This window comes from Acidovorax sp. K2F, from assembly GCF_025246485.1.
Lineage (GTDB): Bacteria > Pseudomonadota > Gammaproteobacteria > Burkholderiales > Burkholderiaceae_C > Acidovorax > Acidovorax delafieldii.
Window position 1 is genome coordinate 19,841 of record NZ_JAOBSQ010000017.1, and the last position, 24,108, is coordinate 43,948.

Consider the following 24,108-nt stretch of genomic DNA (forward strand, 5'->3'; position numbering starts at 1 on the left):
TTTCGCTCACAACTGTTTTAACCTGCGCCCCCACTTTGCAGGGCGCTTTTTTGAAAGGCTCAAAATGAGCAACAAGCTTTATATCGGCAACCTGTCTTACTCGGTTCGCGACGACGATCTGCACCAACACTTCTCTCCCTTTGGCCAAGTCCAATCGGCGAAGGTCATGATGGAGCGCGACACAGGTCGCTCGAAAGGCTTTGGCTTTGTCGAGATGTCGAGCGTCTCGGAAGTCGAGGCGGCTATCCAGGCCATGCATGGCAAGAATATGGGTGGTCGTGACCTGACCGTCAACGTTGCTCGCCCGATGGAAGCCCGTCCGCCCCGCAGTGGTGGCTACGGCGGCGGCTATGGAGATTCCCGTCGCACCAGCTATTGATCGTTGACTGATCACCCACAAGAGCCAGCGCAAGCTGGCTTTTTTTATGACGCCCGCTGGGGGTCTGCCTCGGCCCGAGTGGTGCATAAGAGCAGCCGGTTTGCGTCGACGCCCCAGTGCTATCCATAGCGTATCGCTCACCTTTAAGGCTTACATGGTGTCGCTCATCGATTAGCCGTCGATACGCCTCGAACATAAGTCCATTGCTGAAGTTGCGTAGAGCCAGCCCTTAGGCACCAACGCGGACTGCAGCTTGCACGCACACTACTTTCACGGGGGATATGAACTCTCCCGCTGATCAGAAACAAAAAAGCGGTACCGACGCTGGGATCACGCCATGAAATTAGACCGCTTCCTGAATGAGCATATCGAGGAGATCCTCTCTGAGTGGGAAGACTTTTCGCTGACCCTGGTGCCAGAGGCCTCGACTTCTCATCTTGCTTTGCGGAACTATGCCAGAGGGATGCTGCAAGCCATAGCCCTTGACATCGAGACTGTTCAGAACCCCGAAGAGCAGTACCAGAAGTCACGAGGCAATGCGCCGCGACTGGTCGGTGCTGTTCAAACCGCCGCCTCCAGCCATGGTGGCCAGCGGCAGGCGCACGACTTTTCCTTGCTCCAGTTGTGTGCAGAGTTTCGTGCGCTTCGCGCGACGGTATTGCGTCTTTGGTTGCCTAGAGTTGGAGCGATGACCGAGGTGATCTCCAATCAGATGGTGCGCTTCAACGAGTCCATCGATCAAGCCCAGGCGGAAGCGGTGGTCACTTATTCGTCCAAGGCGGACCAGACACGCGAACTTTTCTTAGCCATTTTGGGCCATGACCTGCGGATGCCGTTGTTCTCGATGCGATTGGCAGGGGAGCGCTTGAAGCGGGCTGATTTGTCGGCCGCCGAGATTGCGGAAACCGGTGATCGAATCCGCAGCGGCACCCGGCTCATGAACAGCATGGTGGCCGATCTGTTGGGCTACACGCGTACACAACTTGGCAGCGGTATGCCTATTGTTCCCGCATTTGTAGATGTGCATACAGTGTGCGAATCAGCTTTGGAAGATGCCAGGGCCGCGCATCCACTCAATAGTTTTGAACTGCAGATCACAGGCAACACGACAGGAGTCTTTGACGGAGTAAGGTTGCACCAACTTTTTGCCAACCTTCTTTTCAACGCTGCGCAGTATGGTGACCGCGATAGACCGGTGGTAATCGGTGTTCATGGCGAAGCCAACGGTATCAACGTGCAAGTCATAAACCATGGGCAGCCGATTCCAGCTGCGTCGCTTATTGCGATCTTCAAACCGTTGGTTCAGCTGCCTGAAGATGGCATACAAGACGAGCGTCCGCGCACCAGTCTCGGCTTAGGTTTGTTCGTGGCGCGTGAAATCGCTGAAGCTCACGGTGGCTCAATTGAGGTGCAATCAGACGCTGAAAGGGGAACCGTTTTTACGGTGCAGCTTCCCGCACGGCAAGGGGCTAAGAACTGAAAAGTTAAGCGGCTGCGCGGTAGCTGGCTGAATAGTAGATTCTTGGTCGCTGTTTCATCCACAACACTCCTTCCACATATGCGGTGTTTAGTGTGTTGCATCGACCGGTTGAATCCGCCGTCCCTGACCAGGCAGTACAGCCCACACGCAAATGCCTCCCTCATGCTGTTGCAGTATGCGCAACTGGCCGCCAGCAAGACGTGCTCGCTCCCTCATCCCCGCAATGCCACGGCCCGAGACGATCTCCGTGTCGCTGAGATTCAGACCAACTCCCTGGCCGTTGTCGCTTACTTCGGTGTACCAGGTGCGGGAGTTCGGGAGGTATTGCACTCCCACAACCACCACTGTCGCCTGCGAGTGCTGTAGCACGTTGCTCAGAGCTTCCTGGAGTATGGCCAGCAATTGCGTTGCGCCCTCTGTATGGATTTGGTCTGTCGGTGCAAGGGTGCACATATCCCAGAACAAGTGGATTCCACGCCGCTCTAGTGCGGGTTTAATGCGGTGCCGCAGTCTTGCCAGTCGGTCTAAGAACGGCTCGCTCACTCCATCCATGGAGTCCACCAGCAATCGCAGGTCCAGCATGGACTTTTCTAGAAGACTGTGTAGCGCAGCGTCTTGCGCGCGCTGGCCGTCAAGAAGCGCCAAGGCACATACCAGTTGTGACCCCACGTTGTCGTGCAAGTCGCGAGCAATGCGCTTGCGTTCAGCGCACACCTCTGCGCTAGGACGTCGGGTAAGCCTGGGTCGCCACTGAAGCGCTCTTGGCAGTTGCGCGATCAACAGGATGCCAAGAATCAGGGAGATACCCAATGTAGCAAGCTCCCACCCACTTCGCGCATTTTTCGCTACGTTCGGGAGGTGGTGGAAGGCAGACAATGTCAGCCCAAATTGCACAAACCACAGACCAATGCAGATCGCCGCATACCTGGGAGGGCGGGTGCGGAACACGACTTGACCTTTTATTGTTCAGGCTGCTGCATTCTGCTCAGTGCACGCAGTGATTCCTTCGCTCAAAACAGCCCGCGAAGGGATGCGAAACGCACGGCCTGAGCCCTTGTTCGGACCTGCAGTTTGCGGTAAATGTTGCGCAGATGGGTGTTAACTGTCATGCCGCTGATTAGGAGGCGTGATCCCACCTCAGTGCTTGTATAGCCGCTGGCGACCATGCGCAGGATTTCCCTCTCGCGCAGAGACAGCCTACCGATCTCCTCGGGCTCTTGCCTGGCAGAACCCGGTGGGTGCGTGAAGTCAAACCTCTGGAGCAGGCGGCGCGCCAGATTGGGGCTGATGGAAGCCCCCCCATTGGCCACCTGTAGTACAGCCTGCGAGTAATTGCCGAACCACGAGTTTTTGCTCAAATATCCCATCGCTCCTAGCTCGAAGGCACGCATCATTTGTGAATTGTCTTCCATGACGGAGATGACCACCGCCTGAGCAGACGGGCGATTGGATTTCAGGAGGTCGATTAGCTCCAGCGCATCGCCATCGCCCAGATTCAGATCCACCAAAAGCACGTCGAACTCATGCATCTTGACGGCTTTGCGGCCTTCGCGAAGGCTGCCCGCTTGTGCCACTAGCAGAGTCCGCGGATCGGCCATCAGATCCTGAGCGATCACTTGTCTAATGTGTATGTCGTCATCCACCAAAAGCACACGCACAGGGTGCGCTTCCTGGCCCACTAGAAATGCAGGCCATATGGATGAAGGGTTGTCATAACTAGAAAACTGTCCGGAATTCGACAATGGCACGGCGCTTGGCTCAAAAAGCTCGGTTGAGGCTAGGGATCGCAATAGGTGACTCATTGTGGAACTCCTCTCAGGGACTTGACTTGTTCATTCGAAGGACGGCTTTGCATCTGCACGATATGCGTCTCTGCAGTTCGTGCTTCCGCATACATCTTTGAGCCCGACAGTAGTTCCATCTGTGCGCTAGGCAACAGAGTGCAACAAAAGAAACTTCCGCAAGATTGCTAAGCAAAAAATGTTACGTCAGTTGTAACTGGTTACTAGCAAGGTCTTGTCGAAACGAGTGGCAATGCAGGCCCATTCCTTCGTGGGTCGAGCAACACCATGCCGCAAACCATGCGTGTCGGCTTACTGCCGTTTTGCACGAACCATCATTGAGTGCGGGCTACACGCAGCAGCTCTTTCAAAGTGGATTCCTCAATTAGTTAGCTGTCCCGTGCTCCCCTGAACTGAGTAGCCTTGATAGCGTATTGGCCCCGTGTGGACGGCGGTACACACTTGATTCAGGCAGCGCAGATCGGCGGTTTTCTCTAAGGGACCCAGCCAGCCCGCAGTGCCCCCTGCACCGCAGATTCGCTGCGAATGCTTGCAACCTTGTCGATATCCATCATTGAAGGATTTGTCATGAAAACCCTTGCTTTCATCACGCTCAGCGTCATCGCCTCCGCCGCCATGGCCACCGGTCCGGTCCCTTCTACTCCGGACATCACCATCACAGGCAATTCCACGCAGTCGGTATCCCTGACGTCGGTGTCCGTCAACAACAACTCGACGGGCTCGAAGAGCGAAGCCTTCCAGAACCTGGCCTCCAACACCGGCAACGTCACCATCAGTGGCAATTCGACCCAGACGGTAACGGGCTTTGGCGGCAATCTGACCAACACCGCCAGCGGCAGCGAAGCCTACGCCAGCCAGAACCTGTCATCCAACGTGGGCGAAGTCACCATCATTGGCAACTCCAGCCAATTCACCTCGATGATCAACTCGTCGGTCAACAACCTCTCCAGCGGCAGCAACAGCAAGGCGGTGCAAAACATCGCCTCCAACAACGCCTGCTTCACCTGCCAGCCCACCAAGCCCGCCGGCTGGCCCTACTGAGATCGGCACCAGCTCGGCTGGTGAATAGACCCGCGAGGGTCTGATTCCGGCAGCACATCAGTGCCCGGATGAGTTCGTGCCAGGGGCACACCGGCAAGGCTGCAAACAGCAGCGCGGGTGGGCCCTCATTCTCACCATAGGAGGTGTTCCATGAACACACGTTTTCTGGCGCCATGCGCAGCGTTGCTCACGGTCTGCGGCCTGATGCCAGGCCCCGCGTGGGCGCAGGCCCCCGGGGAAGACCCGGTCATCCTGACCAAGAAGCTCTCGGTCCAGATGCAGCCCACAGGGCCAGTGGCGGCCTCGACGGGACTGGAGGGCAGCAACACCATGCCATCGTGGCTACGCGCCCGCATCGCCCGCTACGAAGCCAAGGCTTTCTCAGACGACACCACCGGCGTGCTGACCAACAACGACGTGGTCACCACTGCCAATGCACAGGGCATGCAAAAGACCTGCGTCCAGGAGGTGGGCAGCAACACCGTGTCTGCCAACACCACGGGATCGGCCAAGTACGGTCCCAACCAGGCGCCGCAGGTGGTGGTGCTGCGCGGCGATCTCGTCAATATCTGCAAGTAACAGGCCAGGCGCCATACGCCCGGCCGCCAGGAGAGAGAACATGCCGCCCACCCCGCCGAGCCCCGCCATGCCTGCATGCTCTCGCCCCCAGCGCCCACGCTCCCCGCACCCTGTGATGCGCGCGATCCATGGAGCGCTTTGGCTAGTCGTCGGGCTGGGACTGGCTGGCTGTGCCACCCCCAGGGACCCGCGCAAGGACCAGGCCTTTCAGAGCCTGGCTTCCATCACCGACCGCCCCGTGGTGCGCCCCACACGCTCCATCTCCAGCTTCTCCGACTCGCTGATGTGCATGGACCACATGCTGCGCGATGCACAGCTGCCCACCACACTGATCACGAGCAAGCAGATTCCCGACTACTCCACCCGCGTCACCGTGGCCACCAAGGACATGGTGATCACGGCCCTGTCCCAGATGTCGCGCCTGAGCAATGCCTTCCGTTTCGTGGACTACGAGGTGGACATCGCGCGCCAGGACACGGTGCAAAACCTCACCACCATCCTGCTCAACAACAACCAGATGCAGCTGCAGCGGCCCGCGCTGTACCTGTCGGGTGCCATCTCGTTCGTGGACCAGAACGTGATCAACAACCGGTTTGACACCGGGCTCTCCGGCCCCCGCATCGACATGGGCTACAGCCAGAGCCGCAACGCCACCATCATCGGCCTGGAGATGCACCTGGGCGACTTTCGCACCCGCACGCTGATTCCCGGACTGGACTCCGCCAACGAAGTCATCATTGGCAACGGCGGACAGGGCGTGGACCTGGCCGGGCGCATCGGCACTTATGGCGTTCAGTTCAACGTGGGGCGTGACTACACCCAGGGTTCTGGCAGTGCAGTGCGCACACTGGTGGACCTGGCCACCATCGAACTCATTGGCAAATGGGCCAGGGTGCCTTATTGGCAATGCCTGACGCTGGAGCAAAACCACCCGGACTTTCAGCGGCAGCTGCGCGACTGGTTTGACGAAGGCTCGCCCGCCGTGCGCACCCACCTCATCACACGCTCGCTGGTCAGCCGGGGCTACCTCGCCCCCGTCGCGCAACCTCTGCCGGACAACGACCCGGCGCTGCGCAAGGCCCTGGCGCGCTTTCAGGCGGACAACGGCATAGTGGTGACGGGCGTGGTGGACTTTGCGACCTACGAACGGGCGCTGCGCCACTTTGTCGGGCTATCCCCAGACGGCAGCCTGGCCCGCATTGGCTGGGCCAGTACGCACGCAGAGCCTGAGCTGCAGGTCGCCGCCGGTCCTGCCACGCCCGATGCTGCAGTCCACGTGGTGAGCAGCAATCCGGTGGCAGCCAAGTACGGAGACCCGCCGCCCGCGCGCAGCATCGATCTGCAGATCGAGAACGTATTGCTGGAGCGCACCGCGTTCGAGGTGGGTGAACAGGTCTTCCTGTCGGCCACAGTGTCCCGAGCCTCCTACCTGCAGTGTTATCTGGCCGATGCCACCGGCACTGTCATCCGCCTGCTGCCCAACCAGGCCAACCCCACCGGCTGGGTGTCTGCCAACCAGGCCATACGCATCCCTGACTGGATGAGCCCCAATCCAGGTTTCATCATGGATGCCGCAAGCCCCGGAACAGAGGGTGCAGCATGTTTTGCCACTGACGAAGATAGTACCTCGCGCTTGCCCGAAGACCTGCGTGGCCCGCCGCTCAAACCCATCAGGAGCTACAGTACGTTGGAGAAGCTGAACGAAGCCTTCGCAGCCGCTCTGGGCAGCGAGGGGTATACCGGCAACGCGATTTACTGGCAGGTGGCGCCACGCCGCGTGCAGCCTAGCGTCCCCGCCACACCTTCCACCCAGACGGCGCCGCGCAAGTAGCTTAGGACAAATGCAAATGCCTCCAGAATGCTATTTACGCAAGTCATGACCTACATCTTTCCCCCGCTGCTTCGTCCCACCGGGCTGTGGTGGGCGCATATCACCTCCATGCAAGGGTGGGTCAGCGCCGTCGGCGGGGTTTGTGTTCGGTGTTCTGTTGTTTTCGGCATTCTCGGTGCGCCTGTGCAGGCGTCCGTTCTTCCACTCCAGTCCCCAATCCCCGACCCGATCGACTGGTCGTCTCTGAATTCCGCCTCTCCGTATGTGCAAGGCCCCGACAACCAAGTCCGGGACAAGCGGCTGCAGGAGCTTCGCTACGCCGCTCAAGGAACGCGCAAGTCGGGTGCACAGGCTCCACAAGATGGCAGCCTGCAGTCATCCGATGCAGCCTGGGTTTTGGGTTTGCTCGCCTTGCACGGGCTGGCTATGCCCGCAGACCTGCCCCAGGCGCAACACTGGTTCGAGCGTGCCCATGTGTTGGGTAACCCTCGCGCGGCTGCTGGCCTCGCGTGGTGCCAGATCATCGGTTGTGTGACCGGCCCAAACCCAAGCGCCGCAATGCCCTGGATTGCAATGTTACGTCGCACTGACCCAGGCTTGGCCAAATACCTGGAGTGGCACGCAACCCAGTTGATGACACCGGTGTCAGAACCTTCGGCACAAGTACGGAAACAAGCACAACTGCAAAAACTACTTCGGGAAGCTGCTAACGCAGGGAGTGTTCAGGCCATGAACGAACTAGGTCTGGAGTATGTGGCAGCAGGAGACCTGACACTTGCACTTACACAGTTCAAAGCAGCGTCCGCGCATTCCGAAGTAGCTACAGCCAACGCGACACTCTTGGCCAGTCGCATCAATAGCAGTCCCGAGACGCAACCGAGCTCGGCCCGTTACAGTGCGCATGACTGGTACCTAGAGGCCCGACGATACCACCGGGGTGAAGGCGTTCCAGCCAACTACACCGAAGCAGTGCGCCTGTACCAAATTGCTGCGAGTAGCGGTGATGTGGAGGCCCGCAAAATGCTGGCGCTCATCTTTTCCCGCCCTACGCAAGGTGGCCTCATTGACACTGTATGGATGCAGCAACTAGCCGCCATTGGCAACAGCCCAGGTGGAATTCTGCAACGAAGCCCTCCTGGCCCCACAACACCCTTTGGCTGGAAGCGAGCTCCTAGTCCCTTATTCGAAGGAGTGCCGCAAGAGTGGCGTCTGCCCGCCATGACCCGTTGATTGATCTTGAACTCTTTTCCTCGGGTCGCGAAGCGCAAGGCCACCGTCCGTTCGCCAGCGCACCGACTCGGTGGTTCCCGGGCATGTACAACAGCACTGAATCGCTGCAATCCCGTAGCGGCAAAGATCATCTCTATCAGGAGTTTCTATGCCCCCAAAGTCCGCCCCAATCTCCGCGTGGGAAACGTCCTCTGAAGGGCACCCGGCGGACGTATCGCTGCAGGAACTCGCCCACCTTGGGCAACATTTGGCACACTGCGGCGCCCTGAGGGGGCCATTGGACCTGTTCCTGGCAGGGGCAGGATGGCTGCAGATTCTGGTTGCAGACCATGTGGCCACAGTTGCCCTTTTTGTGATCTTGCTGATTGGGGGGATTTCGCTGGTGCGGTAGGACTTGCGTATGCGCTTACGCACAACATGGCCTTGGGTCCCTTACACGATGGACTGCATGCTCGATGCCAGAGCAGGTCCGTTGCTCGATCCCTTGAGGTCTGAAGTCTTGGGGATGGCGCGTTTCCAGGCGCATGGAAGACACTTAGGTGCGCTACACGAAGCAGGCAAGGCTCCGTTTGGCCGCACTATGTTCTATCCGCGCTTGCAGACCAACATCCGTGCGCTGCGGGCTGCGCACCGCTACCTTTTCAACGTAACGCACGACGAGCATGCCATCAGCCCAGCGGCTGAATGGCTGTTTGATAACTTTCACCTAATCGAAAGCCAGCTCAAGGAGATCCGGGCGGGGCTACCACCCCGTTACTACCGATCATTGCCGGTGCTCAAAGACGCTCCGTTGGTGGGTCTACCGCGTGTGTACGGCGTGGCGTGGTCGTTTGTGGCCCATACCGACAGCGCGTTTGATGAGTCGCTGTTGGTGCACTACCTCAATGCCTATCAGGAGACCCGCGAGCTAAGTCAGGGCGAGCTCTGGGCGCTGCCGACGACCTTGCGCGTGGTGTTGGTGGAGAACCTGCGCAGATTGGCTGAGCGCTTGGCCAGTAACAAAGCAGCGCAAGAGCTGGCCAGCTTGTGCGCCGTACGCTGCGAAGCATTGACGGCCGAGACGCTCGACGCTGCGTGCGCTACCATGGCGCGTCGAGGCGTGGCCCCAGTGTTCCTGGCCCATCTGGCGCATTCCATTGCAGGGCGCAGAACGCCGGGGGGGCACACGGCGGCGCCACTGATGTTGGTGCAGGATTGGTTGTTGACCGCTGTGCCCGACCTGATGGCGCTGCAGGCGCAGCAGCATATCAACCAAGCGGCTGACCAACTGAGCATGGCTAATGCCGTCACGGCGCTGCGATTGGTTGGGGCGGTTGATTGGTCCGACATCGTTAGCCAGACGAGCTTGGTGTTGCGGGCGATGCTGCAGTCGCCCGTGTTCGCGGCCGAGGACGAGTCCACGCGCAACACCACATTGCACGGCATTGAAAACCTTTCGGCCCGCAGTGGGCAGGGTGAGGCTGCCGTGGCGCAGGCGCTGCTGGTACTGATGGTGGGCGCCGACTGTAATCGAAATGGTGCGGAGGCTTTGGCAGGCTATTGGCTGCAAGGCGCTGGGCGCAACCAGCTGGAGCATGCCTTGGGTGTGCGCCGACATACCGCCGATGCGTTGTCACTGTGGCGTTCTGCGGTGGGCCTTTCGCGCGTGCCGTTGTACCTGGGCGCCTTGCTGCTGGGCTCGCTCGGCCTGCTGGCCTGGCTGATGGCGCCCCTGTGGGGCATGCCACCAGGGCCCTCGGCCCGTGCAGCCCATCTTGCGGGCCTGGCGCTGGTAGCCGCCTTGTTGCTGCTGCCCGTGTCCGAGATCGTGGTGGCCGTGGTGAACCGGCTGATTGGCGAATCCGTCCGGCCCACCTACATGCCCCGCTACCTGCTGCCAGCGGGCATTCCGGCATCGGCTCGCGTTTTGGTGGCGATCCCGGCCCTGCTCAGCAGCACCGGCACCATCGACCGGCTGGTGCACCGCCTGCACCTGCATTACCTGGCCAACCCCGAGCCCTGTGCGCAGTTTGCGCTACTGACCGACGGTGTGGATGCCGATCTGCAAGACCTGCCCGAAGACGGTCCGCTACTGGCCCATGCCCAGAGCCAGATGCAGGCCCTGAACCAACAGCACCCCGACACTCCAGGCAGCGCCCCGCGTTTTGTGCTTCTGCACCGCGCGCGCACCTACAGCCCAACGCAGCAGCAGTGGATCGGCTGGGAGCGCAAGCGCGGAAAGCTCGAACAGCTGGTGGCCGCACTCGCCACCGGGGGGCAGGGCGCCTTTCTGGACCTTGACGAACTCTCGCACCTGGCCCCGCAGACCCGCTATGTGCTCACGCTGGACAGCGATACGCAGCTGCCCCCGGGCCGCCTGCGCAGCCTGGTGGGCGTGGCCGAGCACCCCGAGAACCAACCCCGGCTGGATGCCACAGGCCAGCGCGTGGTGCAGGGCTACGGCATCCTGCAGCCCCGGGTGCTCGCGCCACTGCCCACGTCTGGCACCACCTCGTTGTGGCAGTGGCTGTCTGCGGGCCAGCAGGGGCTGGACCCCTACAGCGCCATGACGTCTGACGTGTACCAGGACTTTTTTGCTGAAGGCAGTTTCACTGGCAAGGGCCTGCTGCATGTGGCCACCGTGCACGCCGTGCTGGGCGGGCGCCTGCCAGCCGACCAGGTGCTGAGCCATGACCTGCTCGAAGGTGCGCTGGCACGCTGCGCCGTGGTCAGCGATGTGACGCTGGTGGAGGCGGAGCCCGAACACAGCGATACCGCCGCCGCCCGCCTGCACCGCTGGACGCGGGGCGACTGGCAGTTGTGGCCCTTTCTGGCCCAGGCCCATTGCTGGGGCCTTTCGCCCATCAACCGCTGGAAGCTGCTGGACAACCTGCGCCGCTCGCTCGTGGCGCCCGCATCGCTGGTACTGGTGGTGCTGGCCATCGCGGGGCTGGGTCTGCCTTTGGCCAGCACGCTGGCGCTGGTGGTGGCTGCCTATGTGGCTGCGCCCTTGATGGGCGCGCTGGCGGGCTGGGTGCCCAGCCGCTTTGGGCTGGTCGGCATGCGCTTTGTGCACGAAGCATCGGGCGACCTGTTGCGCGCCCTGGCCAGTGGTGTGTGGCACCTGGCCCTGCTGCCGCAGCAAGCGCTGCTGCTGGGCGATGCCGTGGTGCGCACCGTGCACCGACAGACCGTGAGCCGCTGGCACCTGCTGGAGTGGACCACGGCCGAGGCCGCGCAGAGCAGCCTGATCACAGGCCTGGCGGCCACGCTGCGCAGACACAAGGCGGCACCTTTGCTGGCGCTGGGCTGTGGCCTGGCACTGTGGGCCGGTGGAACCTTGGCGCCTTGGACTTTGGTGGGTCCGCTGCTGGCGCTGTGGGCGCTGTCGCCGCTGCTGGTGTGGCTGGCCAACCGCGTTCCCTCTGGCCTGGGCAACCCAACATTGTCGGCACAAGACCATGACCTGCTGCACGGCGTGGCGCGCGACACCTGGCGATTGTTCGAGCGCTGTGTGGATGCCTCCAACCATCACCTGCCGCCCGACAACCTGCAGACCGTCCCGTATGAAATGGTGGCACACCGTACGTCGCCCACCAACATCGGGCTGTACCTGTTGAGCGCCAGTTGCGCGCGCCGGTTCGGCTGGATCGGCACGCTGGAGCTGCTCGACCGGCTCGAAGCCACACTGGCGACCCTGCAAGTGATGGAACGGCACCGGGGCCACTTCCTGAACTGGTACGACACCGAAACCTTGCAGCCTCTGCACCCGCGTTATGTGTCCACGGTGGACAGCGGCAACCTCTGCGCCCACCTGGTGGCCGTGGCGCAGGCCTGCCATGCGCTGGCCGCGCAGCCGCTGTCTCCGCAGGCGGGCGAGCAGGCCATCCGCGCATCGCTGGCGCGGCTGCAACCCCGGCTGGGCATCCACCACCCCGGCATGCGCGGGTTGCACCACCCCTCTGCGCTGAGCCGCCTGCTTGGCATGCGCCCCCCAGACGCAGCGCATCTGCCAGAGGCCACGGCGTTTCGCGCGCTGCTGGCGCAGGCGCAGGACGAACTGCGCAGCATGGCCCAGACACGCCACCCAGCCATCGTGCACAGCCCGCCGACGGAACAGGACGAACTGCTGTGGCTGCTTGCCGACCATCTGGTCACACTGCAGTCGGTGGACCGTGACCAGCAAGCAGCACACCACGGCGGCGCACCCGAGACCACGCACCGCCTCATGGCCCTGGCCGAGGGGCTGGACGCCCTGGCCTGGCAGGCAGACTTCCGGTTTCTGTACCACCCGCGGCGGCACCTCTTGCACATTGGCTACCGGGTGGACGAGCAGCAGTTGGACACCTCGTTTTATGACCTGCTCGCGTCCGAGTCGCGCACCACCAGCCTCCTGGCTGTGGCCAAGGGCGACCTACCGGTGAAACACTGGGCGGCCCTGGGGCGGCCGTTTTTTGCGAGCGGCCACCATGCGGTGCTGCGCTCGTGGTCAGGCTCTATGTTCGAGTACCTGATGCCCACGCTGGTCATGGCTGAGCCGTATCACAGCGCACTGGGCGAGGCCGGACGGTCGGCCCTGCGCGAGCAGGTGGCGCTGGTGCAGGGGCTGGGCAAAGATATGCCCTGGGGCATTTCTGAATGCGCCTATGCTGGGCGCGACCACACCCTGGCGTACCAGTACGCGCCGCAGGGTGTGCCGCGCCTGGCCTTGCGCCGCACGCCGGTGGGCGAGATGGTGATTGCACCCTATGCCACGGCGCTGGCCACGCAGGTGGATGCCCGCGCAGCCTGCGCCAACTTACGCACCCTGGAAGCACTGTCGGCGCGTGGGCGCTACGGCTTCTACGAGGCATTGGACTTCACGCCCGAACGGCAGACCCACGGCGAGCGGTTTACCCTGGTCAGCACCTACATGGCCCACCACCAGGGCATGACCATCGTGGCGCTGGCCAATGTGCTGCTCAGCGGCGTCGCCCAGCGCTGGGGCACAGCGCATGCCCGCATCGAGGCCGTACTGCCGTTGCTGCAGGAGCGCGCCCCGCGCGAACTACCCACCTTGCAGGCCACACCGCCGCGACTGCCGCTGCATGCGCGCCAGCAAAAAACGCCGGACTATGTGCGCTCTGTCACCCCGGGTGCGCACGCGCTGGAGCCGACACACCTGCTAGGCAACGGGCGCTACAGCGTCACCCTGCGCGCCAATGGGGCAGGGTGGAGCCGCTGGCACCAGACGGGCATCACCCGCTGGCGCGACGATGCGCTGCGCGATGCGCACGGCAGTTTTCTGTATGTGCGGCAGATGGGCTCCAGCGTGCCCGCGTCCGTCACCAGCCACCCCGCCCCCGACGCGCGAGCGGTGTACGGCAGCATCTTCCACACCGACCGCGTGGGTTTTGATGCACTGTGGCCGGGGTTGCGCGTGCACGCCACGGTTTGGGTAAGCCCGGAAGACGACATCGAACTGCGCAAGGTGGTGGTGAGCAACCTGGGGGACGCGGTGGTCGAGCTGGAGCTGATCTCGGCCTTGGACATCACCCTGGCCACCCACGCGGCCGACGAGGCGCACCCGGCGTTCTCCAACCTTTTCATTACTGCCGACTGGCTGCCAGAACAGCAGGCTCTGCGGTTCATCAGAACGCCCCGCCTGCAGACCGAGGCCACGCTGCAGGCTGCACACTTTGTGGCCGATACCCAAGGTCATGTGCTGGGCCTGCGTTGCCAGACCGACCGGCAGCTATGGCTTGGGCGCAACCACACACCAGGCCAACCGTTGGCGATGCTGGACTGTGTGCCGGAGGTGCCCGCCACGCTGGACACGGGCTTGGACCCGGTAGCCGCCCTGGGCGTGATGCTGCGCATTGCGCCTGGCGCGCAGGCCTGTGTCACGTTTGCCACGGCGGCATCGCCAGACCCGGCCACGCTGCTGGCCATCATCGACAAGTACCGCCAGCCCAGCTATCTGGAGCGGGCATCGGCCATGTCGGCCACGCTCGCCAGCATCCAGTGGGCATCGCACCGCCCGCACCGCGACTACCTACCCGCGCTGCAGGCATTGACCACGGCGCTGGTGTTCACGCTGCCCAAGGTCCACAGCTCCCACCTGAGTATGCTGACCGAAGCCCAGGCCGCCCGCCCCGTGTGTGACCGGCGCACGCTGTGGCAACTGGGCCTGTCGGGTGACCGGCCCATTGTGCTGGTGATGGCCGGATCGCCCCAGGGCATGGGCCTGCTGCGTACGCTGGCCCAGGCGCTGCGCGAATGGGCGCGTGGCGGCGTGGCCTGCGATATGGTGGTGCTCAGCAGTGAATCCCACTCGTACCACATGCCCTTGCAGCGAGAGCTGACGCTGCTGCGCGAGCACCATGATGCCGACCTCGCCACACACACCGGCCCGGCGGTGACCAGCATGCGGGTGCTGCGGCTCGATGAGCTGTCGGCTGCACAGCTAGGCACCTTGGCGAGCCTGGCCCGCATCACCCTCCATGCCGATGGCCATGCCCTCATGCACCAGGTAAAGGCCTGGGTGGCGACCCATGGTGTGTCCATGGTCAGCCCTTGGCGTGGCGGTGCCACGGACGAAGTACCCACGCACCAGGGCAGCGCCCAGGTGCTCGCGCCGGTGGGCGGTTTTGCACCTGCGACCGGTACCTTTGGGTTTGAGGTGTCGGCAACGCTGCGGCCCGCCAAACCTTGGGTCAATGTGCTGGCCAATGCGCAGCTGGGGACCATGGTGTCGGAAAGCGGCGCAGGCAACACCTGGGCGCTTAACAGCCGCCTGAACCAGCTCACCGCCTGGTCGAATGACCCGGTGGCTGACCCGCCCGCCGAATGGCTGTTGTTGCAGGACCGCCGCACGCGCGAGGTGTGGAGCCTGACGCCTTCGGCCTGGGGCGCCGCCGATGTGATGTACGGCGTGGAACATGCCCAGGGCACCACCACCATCCGCCACCGCAGAGGCGCGCTGGAGGTGGTGGTGCGCTGGTGTGTGGACCCCGACACCGCCATCAAACAGGTGTTTGTGCAGGTTCGCAATCTGGGCAACCGGCGCGAGCACTTACGCCTGGTGGGCATGGTGGAGTGGATGATGGGAGAAAAGCGCAGCGACCGCGCCACGCTGGCCACCGCACCGTGTTTTGCACCGCTGCCCGACGGCCGCTTGCTGGGCTTATTGTGCACACAGGCCGAGGCGGCTGCGGGCTTTGGCGGGGGCACGGCCTTTTTCTGCGAGGCATCGGCTGGACCGGGCGCGGACGACCGTGCCAATGACAGCCTGGACTGGACCTGCGACCGCCGCGAGTTTTTCGATGCGCAGGGTGATCTGGTGGTGCCCCTGCAGCTGGGGCAGCGCAGCGGGTTTGGGCTGGACCCTTGTGCAGCGTTGTCGCGTTTTGTGACCTTGCGGGCCGGGGCGATGTTTGAGCGCGTGTACCTGATGGGCTACGCCCCCACCGAGGCTGCGGCAAGCACGCTGGGCGCCCAGGCCATGGCCGTTGCGGCCCGCACGCGAGAGAAGGCCACCCTCGACCAGTGGAATCTGCTGCTGGGCGCGACGCAGGTGGCCACGCCCGATCCACTGTTCGACGTGCTGGTCAACAGATGGCTGCTGTACCAGACGGTGTCTTCACGCCTGTTTGCCAAGGCTGGCTTTTACCAGGCGGGTGGTGCCACGGGCTACCGCGACCAGTTGCAGGATGCCATGGCGCTGGCCTGGGCGCAGCCGGGCACCTTGCGCGCGCAGATCGTGCTGTGCGCATCGCGCCAGTTTGAAGCGGGCGATGTGCAGCATTGGTGGCACAAGCCGGGCGGGGCCGGGGTGCGCACCCATTTCTCGGATGACCTGTTGTGGTTGCCATTTGCCTGCGCTCATTATCTGGAGCGCACCGCAGACCACGGTTTGCTGCAGGAACAGGTGGCGTTCCTTGAAGGTTCTGCGATCCCCGACGGGGCGGAAGACATCTACGAATCACCCAGCGCCGGCACCACCACGGCCAGTGTGTACGAGCATGCCGCCCGCACCATAGACCGCAGCCTGCGCACCGGAGCACACGGCCTGCCGCTGATGGGCGGCGGCGACTGGAACGACGGCATGAACCGCGTGGGTGACGGTGGGCGCGGCGAATCGGTGTGGCTGGCGTGGTTCCTGTGCGCCATCGTCACCGACTGGATTCCGATCGCCCGCGATCGGGGCGATCTGGATCGGGTGCAGCGCTGGGACTCCGCCCTGACCGGCTGGCGCGTGGCACTGGAAAACCAGGCGTGGGACGGTGACTGGTACCAGCGTGCCTTTTTTGACGATGGCACGGCCCTGGGTAGCCACACGCGGGATGAGGGACGCATTGACCTCATCGCGCAGGCTTGGGCAGTGCTCTCGGGCGCAGCAAAGCCTGTACGGCAGCGCCATGCGATGGACGCGGTCGAGGCGCATCTGGTCAACCACGCAGCAGGCTTGATCCAGCTGCTGGCGCCCCCGCTGCGCCATGCATCACCCAGCGCGGGCTACATCCAGGCCTACCCGCCCGGCGTGCGCGAGAACGGCGGGCAGTATGCCCATGGCGGCGTATGGGCGCTGATGGCCGCCGCAGAACTGGCGCTGCAGAAGCCTGAGCACCCCGGTGCGTTCGATGTGCCTTACCGTTACTTCACCTACCTGAGTCCGGCGCACCGCGCCCAGCACCCCGTCTGGGGTCCGGTGTATGCCGTCGAGCCCTATGTGATGGCGGCCGACATCTACAGCCAGCCGCCCTATGTGGGGCGCGGTGGCTGGAGCTGGTACACCGGAGCAGCAGGCTGGCTGCACCGGGCAGCGGTGGAGTCCATCGTGGGGCTGCAGATGCGGGCGCAAGAGCTGTTCTTCACGCCTTGTCTGCCGCCACACTGGCCGGGTTCAGAGCTGACGCTGGTGCGTTCAGGGCGCACGCTGCGGTTTGTGTTGGTGCGCGTTGCCGCAGGGTCCTCAGCAGTCTTGCCATCGAACGTCCCACCGGACGCCCGATGGTTGCGGGTGGGTGAGCGGCTACGCTGGGATGAAGGGCCGGATGGCCAGTGTTTTGTGATTCCATTGCCTGGTTAAGGCATGCGCAGAGTGCATCTTTTCTGGACCCTGGGTGCGACTTGACATCCATCATTTGGTAATTGTGTGTATGTACGATACCGTACAGACCTTGTTCGGCGCGCTGCCACAAACTTGCGGCATGTCCAGGCGGCAGGCAAAGCCGCAGGGGCCCAGCACCGCGTTACACCAAGGTGCCACCATCAAACGCTCCAATATCCCCCATCAAAATCAGCTGCTGGCAGCCTTGCCTGAGCCAGACCTGCAGCGCTGGCTGCCATTGCTGGAACCTGTCGAACTGGCTTTAGGACAAGTTCTGTACGAGTCAGGAGCGGCTGTGCCGCACGTGTACTTCCCCACCAGCGCCATTGTGTCGCTGCTCTATGTGCTTGAGGATGGTGCCTCGGCGGAGATCGCGGTGGTGGGCTTCGAAGGCCTGGTGGGCATCTCGATCTTCATGGGTGGGGGAACCACGCCTAGCCGGGCAGTGGTGCAAAGTGCGGGAGCGGGGTTTCGGCTGCGTGCGGACGTCATCAGATCCGAGTTTGAACATGCAGGACCGGTCATGCACCTGTTGCTGCGCTACACGCAGGCACTCATCACCCAGATGGCACAAACCGCCGTGTGCAACCGCCACCACTCGCTGGACCAGCAGCTGTGTCGCTGGCTGCTGCTGAGTCTGGACCGCTTGCCCAGCAGCCAGTTGATCATGACGCAAGAGTTGATCGCGAACATGCTGGGCGTGCGGCGTGAAGGTGTGACCGAGGCTGCTCTTAAGCTGCAGCGGTCGGGGCTCATTAGCTATGCACGCGGGCACATCAACGTGCTGGACCGCCCGGGGCTGGAGCGCCGCACCTGCGAGTGTTATGAGGTAGTCAAAAAAGAATACGACCGCTTGCTGCCAGCTGGAGTGGCAAGTTAGACCATTGAGGTCCATGGACGGCGCTAGCGCGCGGATTTGCCGTGCACTGTTCGGTGGCAGACAGTCATCACGTTCGGCACCGCCCACAATGGGCACCACCCTGAGCTAGACAAGGCGCTGCGCAGGCGTCATGGCATTGCCGCCCCGTGCATTGCTGACCGACCATCGAGGCCTTCACCGATGCAATGCACAGATCCCACTCTTCTTCAGCAGCTGCCTGAACCTGCGCGCGAGCAGCTGCTGAAGCAATGCGAGCCTTTCGAGCTGGTGCTGTCTGCGGAACTGAGTACGCGGGGGCAACCGCTGGCGCACGCACACTTCCCCACTGAGGGCTTTTTGTCGCTGGTGGTTGATGTGGACAGCCACCCACCGCTCGAAGTGGGCATGGTGGGGACTGAATCAATGCTTGGCTCGGAGCTGCTCCTGGGCCTGGCAACCACTCCATGGCGGGCACTGGTGCAAGGGGCTGGGTCCAGCTGGCGCATTGGTGCGCAGGAGCTGCGTGGCCAGATCCAAGCCATTCCTGCGCTTAATGCCTTGCTGCAGGCTTGCCTGCTGGCTCGCCTGCATCAGCAGGCCCTTGCAGCCGCCTGCCAGCGCTACCACCTCATTGCTCCCCGCCTCGCGCGCTGGCTGTTGATGAGTCAGGACCGGTCGTTGTCGGACTCTTTTCACTTCACCCAAGAGTTCATGGCACTGATGCTAGGCGTGCGGCGCGTGGGGGTAACTGAAGCGGCGGGGCACTTTCAGGATGCGGGCCTGATCACCTATCAGCGGGGTGAACTCACCGTGGTCAACCGCAAGGCACTGGAGGCCGAGGCCTGCAGTTGCTACGCAGCGGACAAGATAATCTACCAGCGGTTGATGAAGTACAGCAGCCCGTAGCTCTGGGGAATCCTGGCATAGGACCGCGGACGGCGGGGTGACCTCGAACTCATGGTTTGATCTTGAGATCGTCCTGAATGCTGCGCATGCCAAGTACGCTGTAGGCAATCGTCACCCAGCGGCTGGGGCATGGACTATCCTGCGGCTGCATTGCATTGAGAAATTCAGGCGTCGGCGACGGTGGTGGTGGAGGGGTAGCCTTGCCATACACGACACTGGACGGTTTGGGAGGCTCGTCGGCGCCCGTTTGGGCTTGGCGTCCTCGGTATTGCTGGCTTGGTACAGAGGTCAGCAGTCGCTGGGAGCGCAGCGCCTGCAGATCCGGAATATGACTTTGGCGTACAACCAAGGCAGGCGCTGTGCTGTTGGAAAACATGAAACTGTCCACCGATTTCACGCCGGGTACAGTTTGCGCCACGAACACAGCCAGGTCGATCTGTGTGGGGTCTTCGGCCATGCCGCTGAGCAACACCACGCCGTCGTGTGACTCTACGCTGATGTTGTAGCTATTGACCACGGGCGAGACTATTAGTGCGGCCCTCACCCGCGATGTAATCACGCTGTCTTCCAAGTATGCAACTGGTAAGGGGCTGGCCGGTGCCCACAGGGTCGTCAAATCACTGCGCTTGCAGCCGAGCAGCGGTAGCAGCACAAGTAACGTCAGCAGCATAAAAACACTACCGGGAATCGGCTGCAGGGTGTGGTGAATTGTCAGGTAGCGCATGGCGAAACAGTCCCATGAAGAGCTCGGTCATCCAACTGGTTGGCCTTGTGTGCACTGTGTGCTCCCGTGGTGTGTTTGTCTGTTCGTAACCGTACCCACAGTGGAGTGAGCAGCTGCTGCGAGCGGTGATAATGACTGGGGGCTTCCAGAAGCCAATGCCGCGAGCTTAGGGGTGCAGGACCGGTTGGTGTGCGATGCCGGCACCATCCGCTGTGGCAAACGCATACCCGCGTCGGTCCCGTTTGGCGGCATACATGGCTGCATCTGCGCTGACCAATAGAGCTTCTGCCTGGGTGCCATGCTGTGGACAAATGGCTACGCCGATGCTGGGACGCACCAGCAGCTGGAGGTCGGAGATCTTCATGGGACTGCATAGCACCTGCAATAACTTCTCGCACAACTGGTGCAGCGGTGCAGCATCCGAAACGCCTCGCAGCACGCACGCAAACTCATCGCCACCCATTCGAACCACCAAGTCACCTTGGCGTACAGCAGCGCTGAGGCGGGCCGCTGTGATGCGCAGTACCTCGTCGCCCACGCCATGCCCATGGCTATCGTTCACGGCTTTGAAATTGTCGAGGTCGATGAATAGCACCGTGGGTCCGTGTTCGCACGCCTTATGCTGGGTCAACAGGTTTCCCAGCCGCTGTAGCAGATGACGCCGGTTGGGCAGATCCGTTAACTCATCGTGCAATGCCTGATGCCGCGCTTGACGTGCGCCATGTTTTACCCGGTCTAGGTCTGCCCTAGCCTGCGCCAGTTCTGACTGGGTGACGCGCATGGCGCGCTCCAAGGCTTGGCGTCTAGCGGTTTCACGCAAGATGATTTTATGCATCCGGTCCATCACCAGCATCTGGGCAGCAAGATTGGAGTCGGTGTTGAAAACCGGCGGCTGGGTCAGCAGGGACCGGCTGCGCTGCTTGGCACCACGCACTGCATACCGTGCTTGTATTGCGCGCAGCCACTGATTCCATCGTGCCAACTGCACCCATGGCCCTCCTGATGTTGCCGAGGCCTTACTTTGCATGAACGGTCTTTGCTTGCTGCCCATATGCTTCGCCAGATGGCGCCACCGCGCGGCGCGGGGCGGCTATCTATCAGCACCGGCGCCGCGCCGGTGTGCCAGTCAGAGCCAGCAAAAGCATATGACCAGCTTTTGTAGTGCGATCAGGACAGTGATCCAGTCTGAGCGCGGCGCGCATCCATCACCGTCTGGCAGCGCACATAGACATGGCAGGCCCAGCGTTGTAAGGCACCTGGATGGGGGAGCAGGTTTTACATCGCTTTGTAGTGTTCATGCATTTACTCCATTTGCTGGCCAGTTTTCCGATGGCTACTGTGTCCGCAGAGGAGCCGCCGCATGTCACCTGAACGCCAACTGCTGGCTAGCGTGCTGTTTGACGAATATTTCGCCATGTACGCGTCAAATGATGCCCGTTAGTGGAGTGCTTCAGCGGCCTTGTGGGCAGCAACGGCAAGCTCATCATGATCTGCAGCGAATGGGTGTACTTCCCTCAGCTCAACTCTGCAAATCTGGCACAAACAGCCGTTTGCAACAGGAACCACTTATTGGCCCTGCAATCCGATTGCTTTCCGCTGAGTCTGGACTTACTGGAGATTAATCGTCGGCGAGTGCCGCTTTGTCTTTCAGCATGACTGGATTTCCATTTCGAGATATGTGCTAGGGGCGGGCAGATGGATAGACCCTGATGCGCTGTGTTCAACGATTCTTTGCTTCATCGTACACAGCGCTGCATCAAGGGGCGCTCCGAAACTCAGAGGCAACGAGGTCTTTATGTGCGCAGGAGTACCATGGGTCACTTCAGGGGTGCGCTGAACGTGACACCGCCCCACACCGATTTGCTTGAATCGTCATTAGTGGCAGCGCCGCCCTTGGCAGGACAAGTCCTCTCTAGGAGCTGTCCCTTGTCAACCAGACCTACCAAACCGCCGGCCATCGGCCCAGGCGAACACGCAGAGCTACACCGGCAGGGTGCTAAGGCCGCGGCCCGAGGAGAAGCCCGGGCGACAAACCCGATGTTCGAGGAAGTCAATCAGCCCTATGCCACAGGCGAGAGCAACAACGTGTGGACGGAGCGTCGAGACTCATGGGATCGGGGCCACACATCGCAAATTGCGCCAGCCAGCGAGCCTTTGAAGAGTGTGAAGATTGCCATACCGCCCATCGGCCCAAAAGATGAGGCCCTTTTCGGCGTCACTCGTGTGCTCACCTTTGCGGGTGCTAGAGGGCTGACGGAAGCCAGCGGCTTTTTTTTCGAGCGAGAGACCCGTCTATACCTCGTCACTAGCCGGCATGTGCTGTTCGACGCGGAAAGCGGGCACTCACCCGACCGCATTGAAATCGAGATACATACCGATGAGCGCGACCTGACGCAGATGGACCGTGTCTCTATCCCGCTGTACCGAAAAGGGGTGGCCACCTGGCATCAGGCCAGCGATAGCGGCGGAGAGATTGATGTCGCCACCATACAAATCGATCGGGACACGATGCCGAAGTACTTCGTGTTGCAGCCATTCAAGCCGCAACACCTGATCGTGGAATTTGGTCACTTTGATGTGGGTGATCGGCTGGCCATTCCGGGTTTTCCGCTTGGGTTCTTCGACACCGTGCATCATCTCCCGGTGGTGCGCCAAGCTAGCATCGCGTCGTTCTACGGCATCCGCTTCCAGGGACAGGGCCTATTCCTCACCGATGCCCGGATGCACCGCGGCAGCAGTGGCTCGCCGGTGCTTGCGCGGCTGGATGGCAACGATGCCGGGCATCGGCTTTGGAGTCTGCTGGGCGTGCACTCCAGTCGTATGGACATGGCCACTCGCGACCTGGAGCAGGACGAATCACTGGGGCTGAACTGCGCCTGGTATGCCGATGTACTGATGACCTTGACGGTCGATAACCTTTGAGATGGCCCTCCTAGAGTGACTCTGTCTTGCTGTCCAGTAAGACTTGTCCACACCAGGGCTTCCGCTGTCGCTGAAGCGGGCCTGAGTGTCTAGGAATCTCAAGGCGATCTAGCTGACCGGTAGATCTGACCACCACCAGTAGAAGATGATTTTCTGCATCGTGGTGCGGCGCGAGCAACTACCCATAATGACCTGGCCGCTTTCAGCAGCTTAGCAGTCGTTCAAAGGACACAGATCAATTTCCGTTATCAGCCTTTTGCAGCCTTTGGGTATTGAAGGAAGCCTCTGCAGGAATAGCCGATGGCCGCGCCTTTTGTCGAATGAGCACTATCGGGCCGAAACAGCCTTCGGAGAACTAATGCCGCCGACCACTTGAGGCAAGTTGCAGCTGTTGGGCTCCGGCGGGCTAGATGTCTGCAGCAACGCTGACAGCGGTTAGGGTTTGGGGAGTATCGCGATGTCAGTGCGGCCCACGTGACCAAGCCACAATGGGGGCAAGAAATGGATGAGGAGAAGGAACCGTGAGCGATTGGGATTTTCTGTACGAGATGAACGACCGTGGCTATAGCGCCGAGGACATCGCTGGCGCTGCCGCCTGCGGCTACGCGCCTTGGGAAGCGAAGTACATCGACAGGCAGTGGGCCGAAAAGCAGCTTGAGGGTGAGCCAGAAGAGGACGCCCGCTCAGTTCAGCCCGTCCGGAGCAGAGATGGGTTTCCGTTCAGCATTCTGGAGCAGACGGAAATTTTTCAAAACTTGGTCGAATGCGCCGAGCGGCATTTCGAGAACACCGGTCGATACCTTCAGGTATGGGGCGAACTGGGCGAAATTTACGCAGAGATCAAGTTTGGTCTTCGCCGCCATGCGACCCACGCGCCCGGTTCGGACGGCACGATTAACGGCAAGCGCGTTGAGGTCAAGACCATCTCGCCCGAAAAGACCAGCGACCAAGTCCTGGTCAAGAGCCAAGGCGACTTCGAAAAGCTGCTTATCGTCCGCATTGATCGGGACTTCCAGTTCCAAGGCAAGCTCATCGACCGCAGCGAGTTGAGCGGCGGCGCGGGCAAGTACCTCAAAGGTCGGCTTCCCTGAATACGTTTTGGAATTGCGGTTTACGGCCGGTAGTGGCCGATAGTACGCATTCGCCGAAGATCAGTGGATGACGGCAATCGCTGCAGAACCGACTTCTGGCGCGGCAGTTCCAGGCGGGGAGCAGTCGTTCTTCAGGGGCTACTTTGCGATCCGAAGTTGGCGAACGCAGGCTGTAAAAGTGCGACGCTCTTCCC

General features: G+C 61.9%; 15 protein-coding genes. 11 read left to right on the forward strand and 4 right to left on the reverse strand.

Annotation, left to right across the window (positions count from 1 at the left end):
* The first annotated feature begins 64 nt into the window (after nucleotides 1-64).
* Nucleotides 65-379, forward strand: a complete 315-nt coding sequence (locus N4G42_RS06295; protein ID WP_260666557.1) for an RNA recognition motif domain-containing protein — start codon at nucleotides 65-67, stop codon at nucleotides 377-379.
* A 337-nt stretch (nucleotides 380-716) separates the two neighbouring features.
* Entirely contained in the window at nucleotides 717-1,859 is a 1,143-nt protein-coding gene (locus tag N4G42_RS06300; RefSeq protein WP_260666558.1) for a sensor histidine kinase, read from the forward strand.
* Between the two features lie 87 nt (nucleotides 1,860-1,946).
* On the opposite strand, the gene N4G42_RS25650 is transcribed toward N4G42_RS06300, so the two are convergent.
* Together N4G42_RS25650 and N4G42_RS06305 are read right to left on the reverse strand one after the other, a co-directional pair.
* A complete protein-coding gene (locus tag N4G42_RS25650) occupies nucleotides 1,947-2,807 on the reverse strand; it encodes a sensor histidine kinase (protein WP_409557802.1) in 861 nt (286 codons plus the stop codon).
* A gap of 62 nt (nucleotides 2,808-2,869) precedes the next feature.
* Entirely contained in the window at nucleotides 2,870-3,661 is a 792-nt protein-coding gene (locus N4G42_RS06305) for a response regulator transcription factor (RefSeq protein ID WP_260666559.1), read from the reverse strand.
* A gap of 567 nt (nucleotides 3,662-4,228) precedes the next feature.
* Between N4G42_RS06305 and N4G42_RS06310 the strand changes: the two genes are divergently transcribed.
* The 7 genes from N4G42_RS06310 (at nucleotide 4,229) to N4G42_RS06340 (ending at nucleotide 19,177) form a co-directional block, all read left to right on the forward strand.
* Nucleotides 4,229-4,702, forward strand: a complete 474-nt coding sequence (locus tag N4G42_RS06310) for a hypothetical protein (RefSeq protein WP_056062488.1) — start codon at nucleotides 4,229-4,231, stop codon at nucleotides 4,700-4,702.
* 150 nt (nucleotides 4,703-4,852) lie between these two features.
* Nucleotides 4,853-5,281, forward strand: a complete 429-nt coding sequence (locus tag N4G42_RS06315; RefSeq protein WP_260666561.1) for a hypothetical protein — start codon at nucleotides 4,853-4,855, stop codon at nucleotides 5,279-5,281.
* 115 nt (nucleotides 5,282-5,396) lie between these two features.
* Nucleotides 5,397-7,112, forward strand: coding sequence for a DUF4384 domain-containing protein (locus N4G42_RS06320; RefSeq protein ID WP_260666576.1), 1,716 nt, complete (start codon nucleotides 5,397-5,399; stop codon nucleotides 7,110-7,112).
* Between the two features lie 45 nt (nucleotides 7,113-7,157).
* On the forward strand, nucleotides 7,158-8,342 hold the full coding sequence (locus N4G42_RS06325; RefSeq protein ID WP_260666562.1) for a tetratricopeptide repeat protein: 1,185 nt from the start codon (nucleotides 7,158-7,160) through the stop codon (nucleotides 8,340-8,342).
* 448 nt (nucleotides 8,343-8,790) lie between these two features.
* Nucleotides 8,791-17,391 carry a GH36-type glycosyl hydrolase domain-containing protein gene (locus tag N4G42_RS06330; RefSeq protein ID WP_260666563.1) on the forward strand — a complete coding sequence of 2,867 codons (8,601 nt, stop codon included), beginning with the start codon at nucleotides 8,791-8,793 and terminating at the stop codon, nucleotides 17,389-17,391.
* Between the two features lie 181 nt (nucleotides 17,392-17,572).
* Nucleotides 17,573-18,292 (forward strand): Crp/Fnr family transcriptional regulator, encoded by a 720-nt coding sequence (locus N4G42_RS06335; RefSeq protein WP_260666577.1) that lies wholly within the window; start codon nucleotides 17,573-17,575, stop codon nucleotides 18,290-18,292.
* Between the two features lie 180 nt (nucleotides 18,293-18,472).
* A complete protein-coding gene (locus N4G42_RS06340) occupies nucleotides 18,473-19,177 on the forward strand; it encodes a Crp/Fnr family transcriptional regulator (RefSeq protein WP_260666564.1) in 705 nt (234 codons plus the stop codon).
* A 49-nt stretch (nucleotides 19,178-19,226) separates the two neighbouring features.
* On the opposite strand, the gene N4G42_RS06345 is transcribed toward N4G42_RS06340, so the two are convergent.
* Together N4G42_RS06345 and N4G42_RS06350 are read right to left on the reverse strand one after the other, a co-directional pair.
* Nucleotides 19,227-19,901, reverse strand: coding sequence for a BON domain-containing protein (locus N4G42_RS06345; protein ID WP_260666565.1), 675 nt, complete (start codon nucleotides 19,899-19,901; stop codon nucleotides 19,227-19,229).
* 166 nt (nucleotides 19,902-20,067) lie between these two features.
* On the reverse strand, nucleotides 20,068-20,952 hold the full coding sequence (locus N4G42_RS06350) for a GGDEF domain-containing protein (protein ID WP_260666566.1): 885 nt from the start codon (nucleotides 20,950-20,952) through the stop codon (nucleotides 20,068-20,070).
* Between the two features lie 761 nt (nucleotides 20,953-21,713).
* Between N4G42_RS06350 and N4G42_RS06355 the strand changes: the two genes are divergently transcribed.
* Nucleotides 21,714-22,823 (forward strand): serine protease, encoded by a 1,110-nt coding sequence (locus tag N4G42_RS06355; protein WP_313771899.1) that lies wholly within the window; start codon nucleotides 21,714-21,716, stop codon nucleotides 22,821-22,823.
* Nucleotides 22,824-23,344: 521 nt separating this feature from the next.
* Complete coding sequence (locus N4G42_RS06360) at nucleotides 23,345-23,914, forward strand: DUF6998 domain-containing protein (protein ID WP_260666568.1); 570 nt, start codon at nucleotides 23,345-23,347, stop codon at nucleotides 23,912-23,914.
* Nucleotides 23,915-24,108 lie beyond the last annotated feature (194 nt).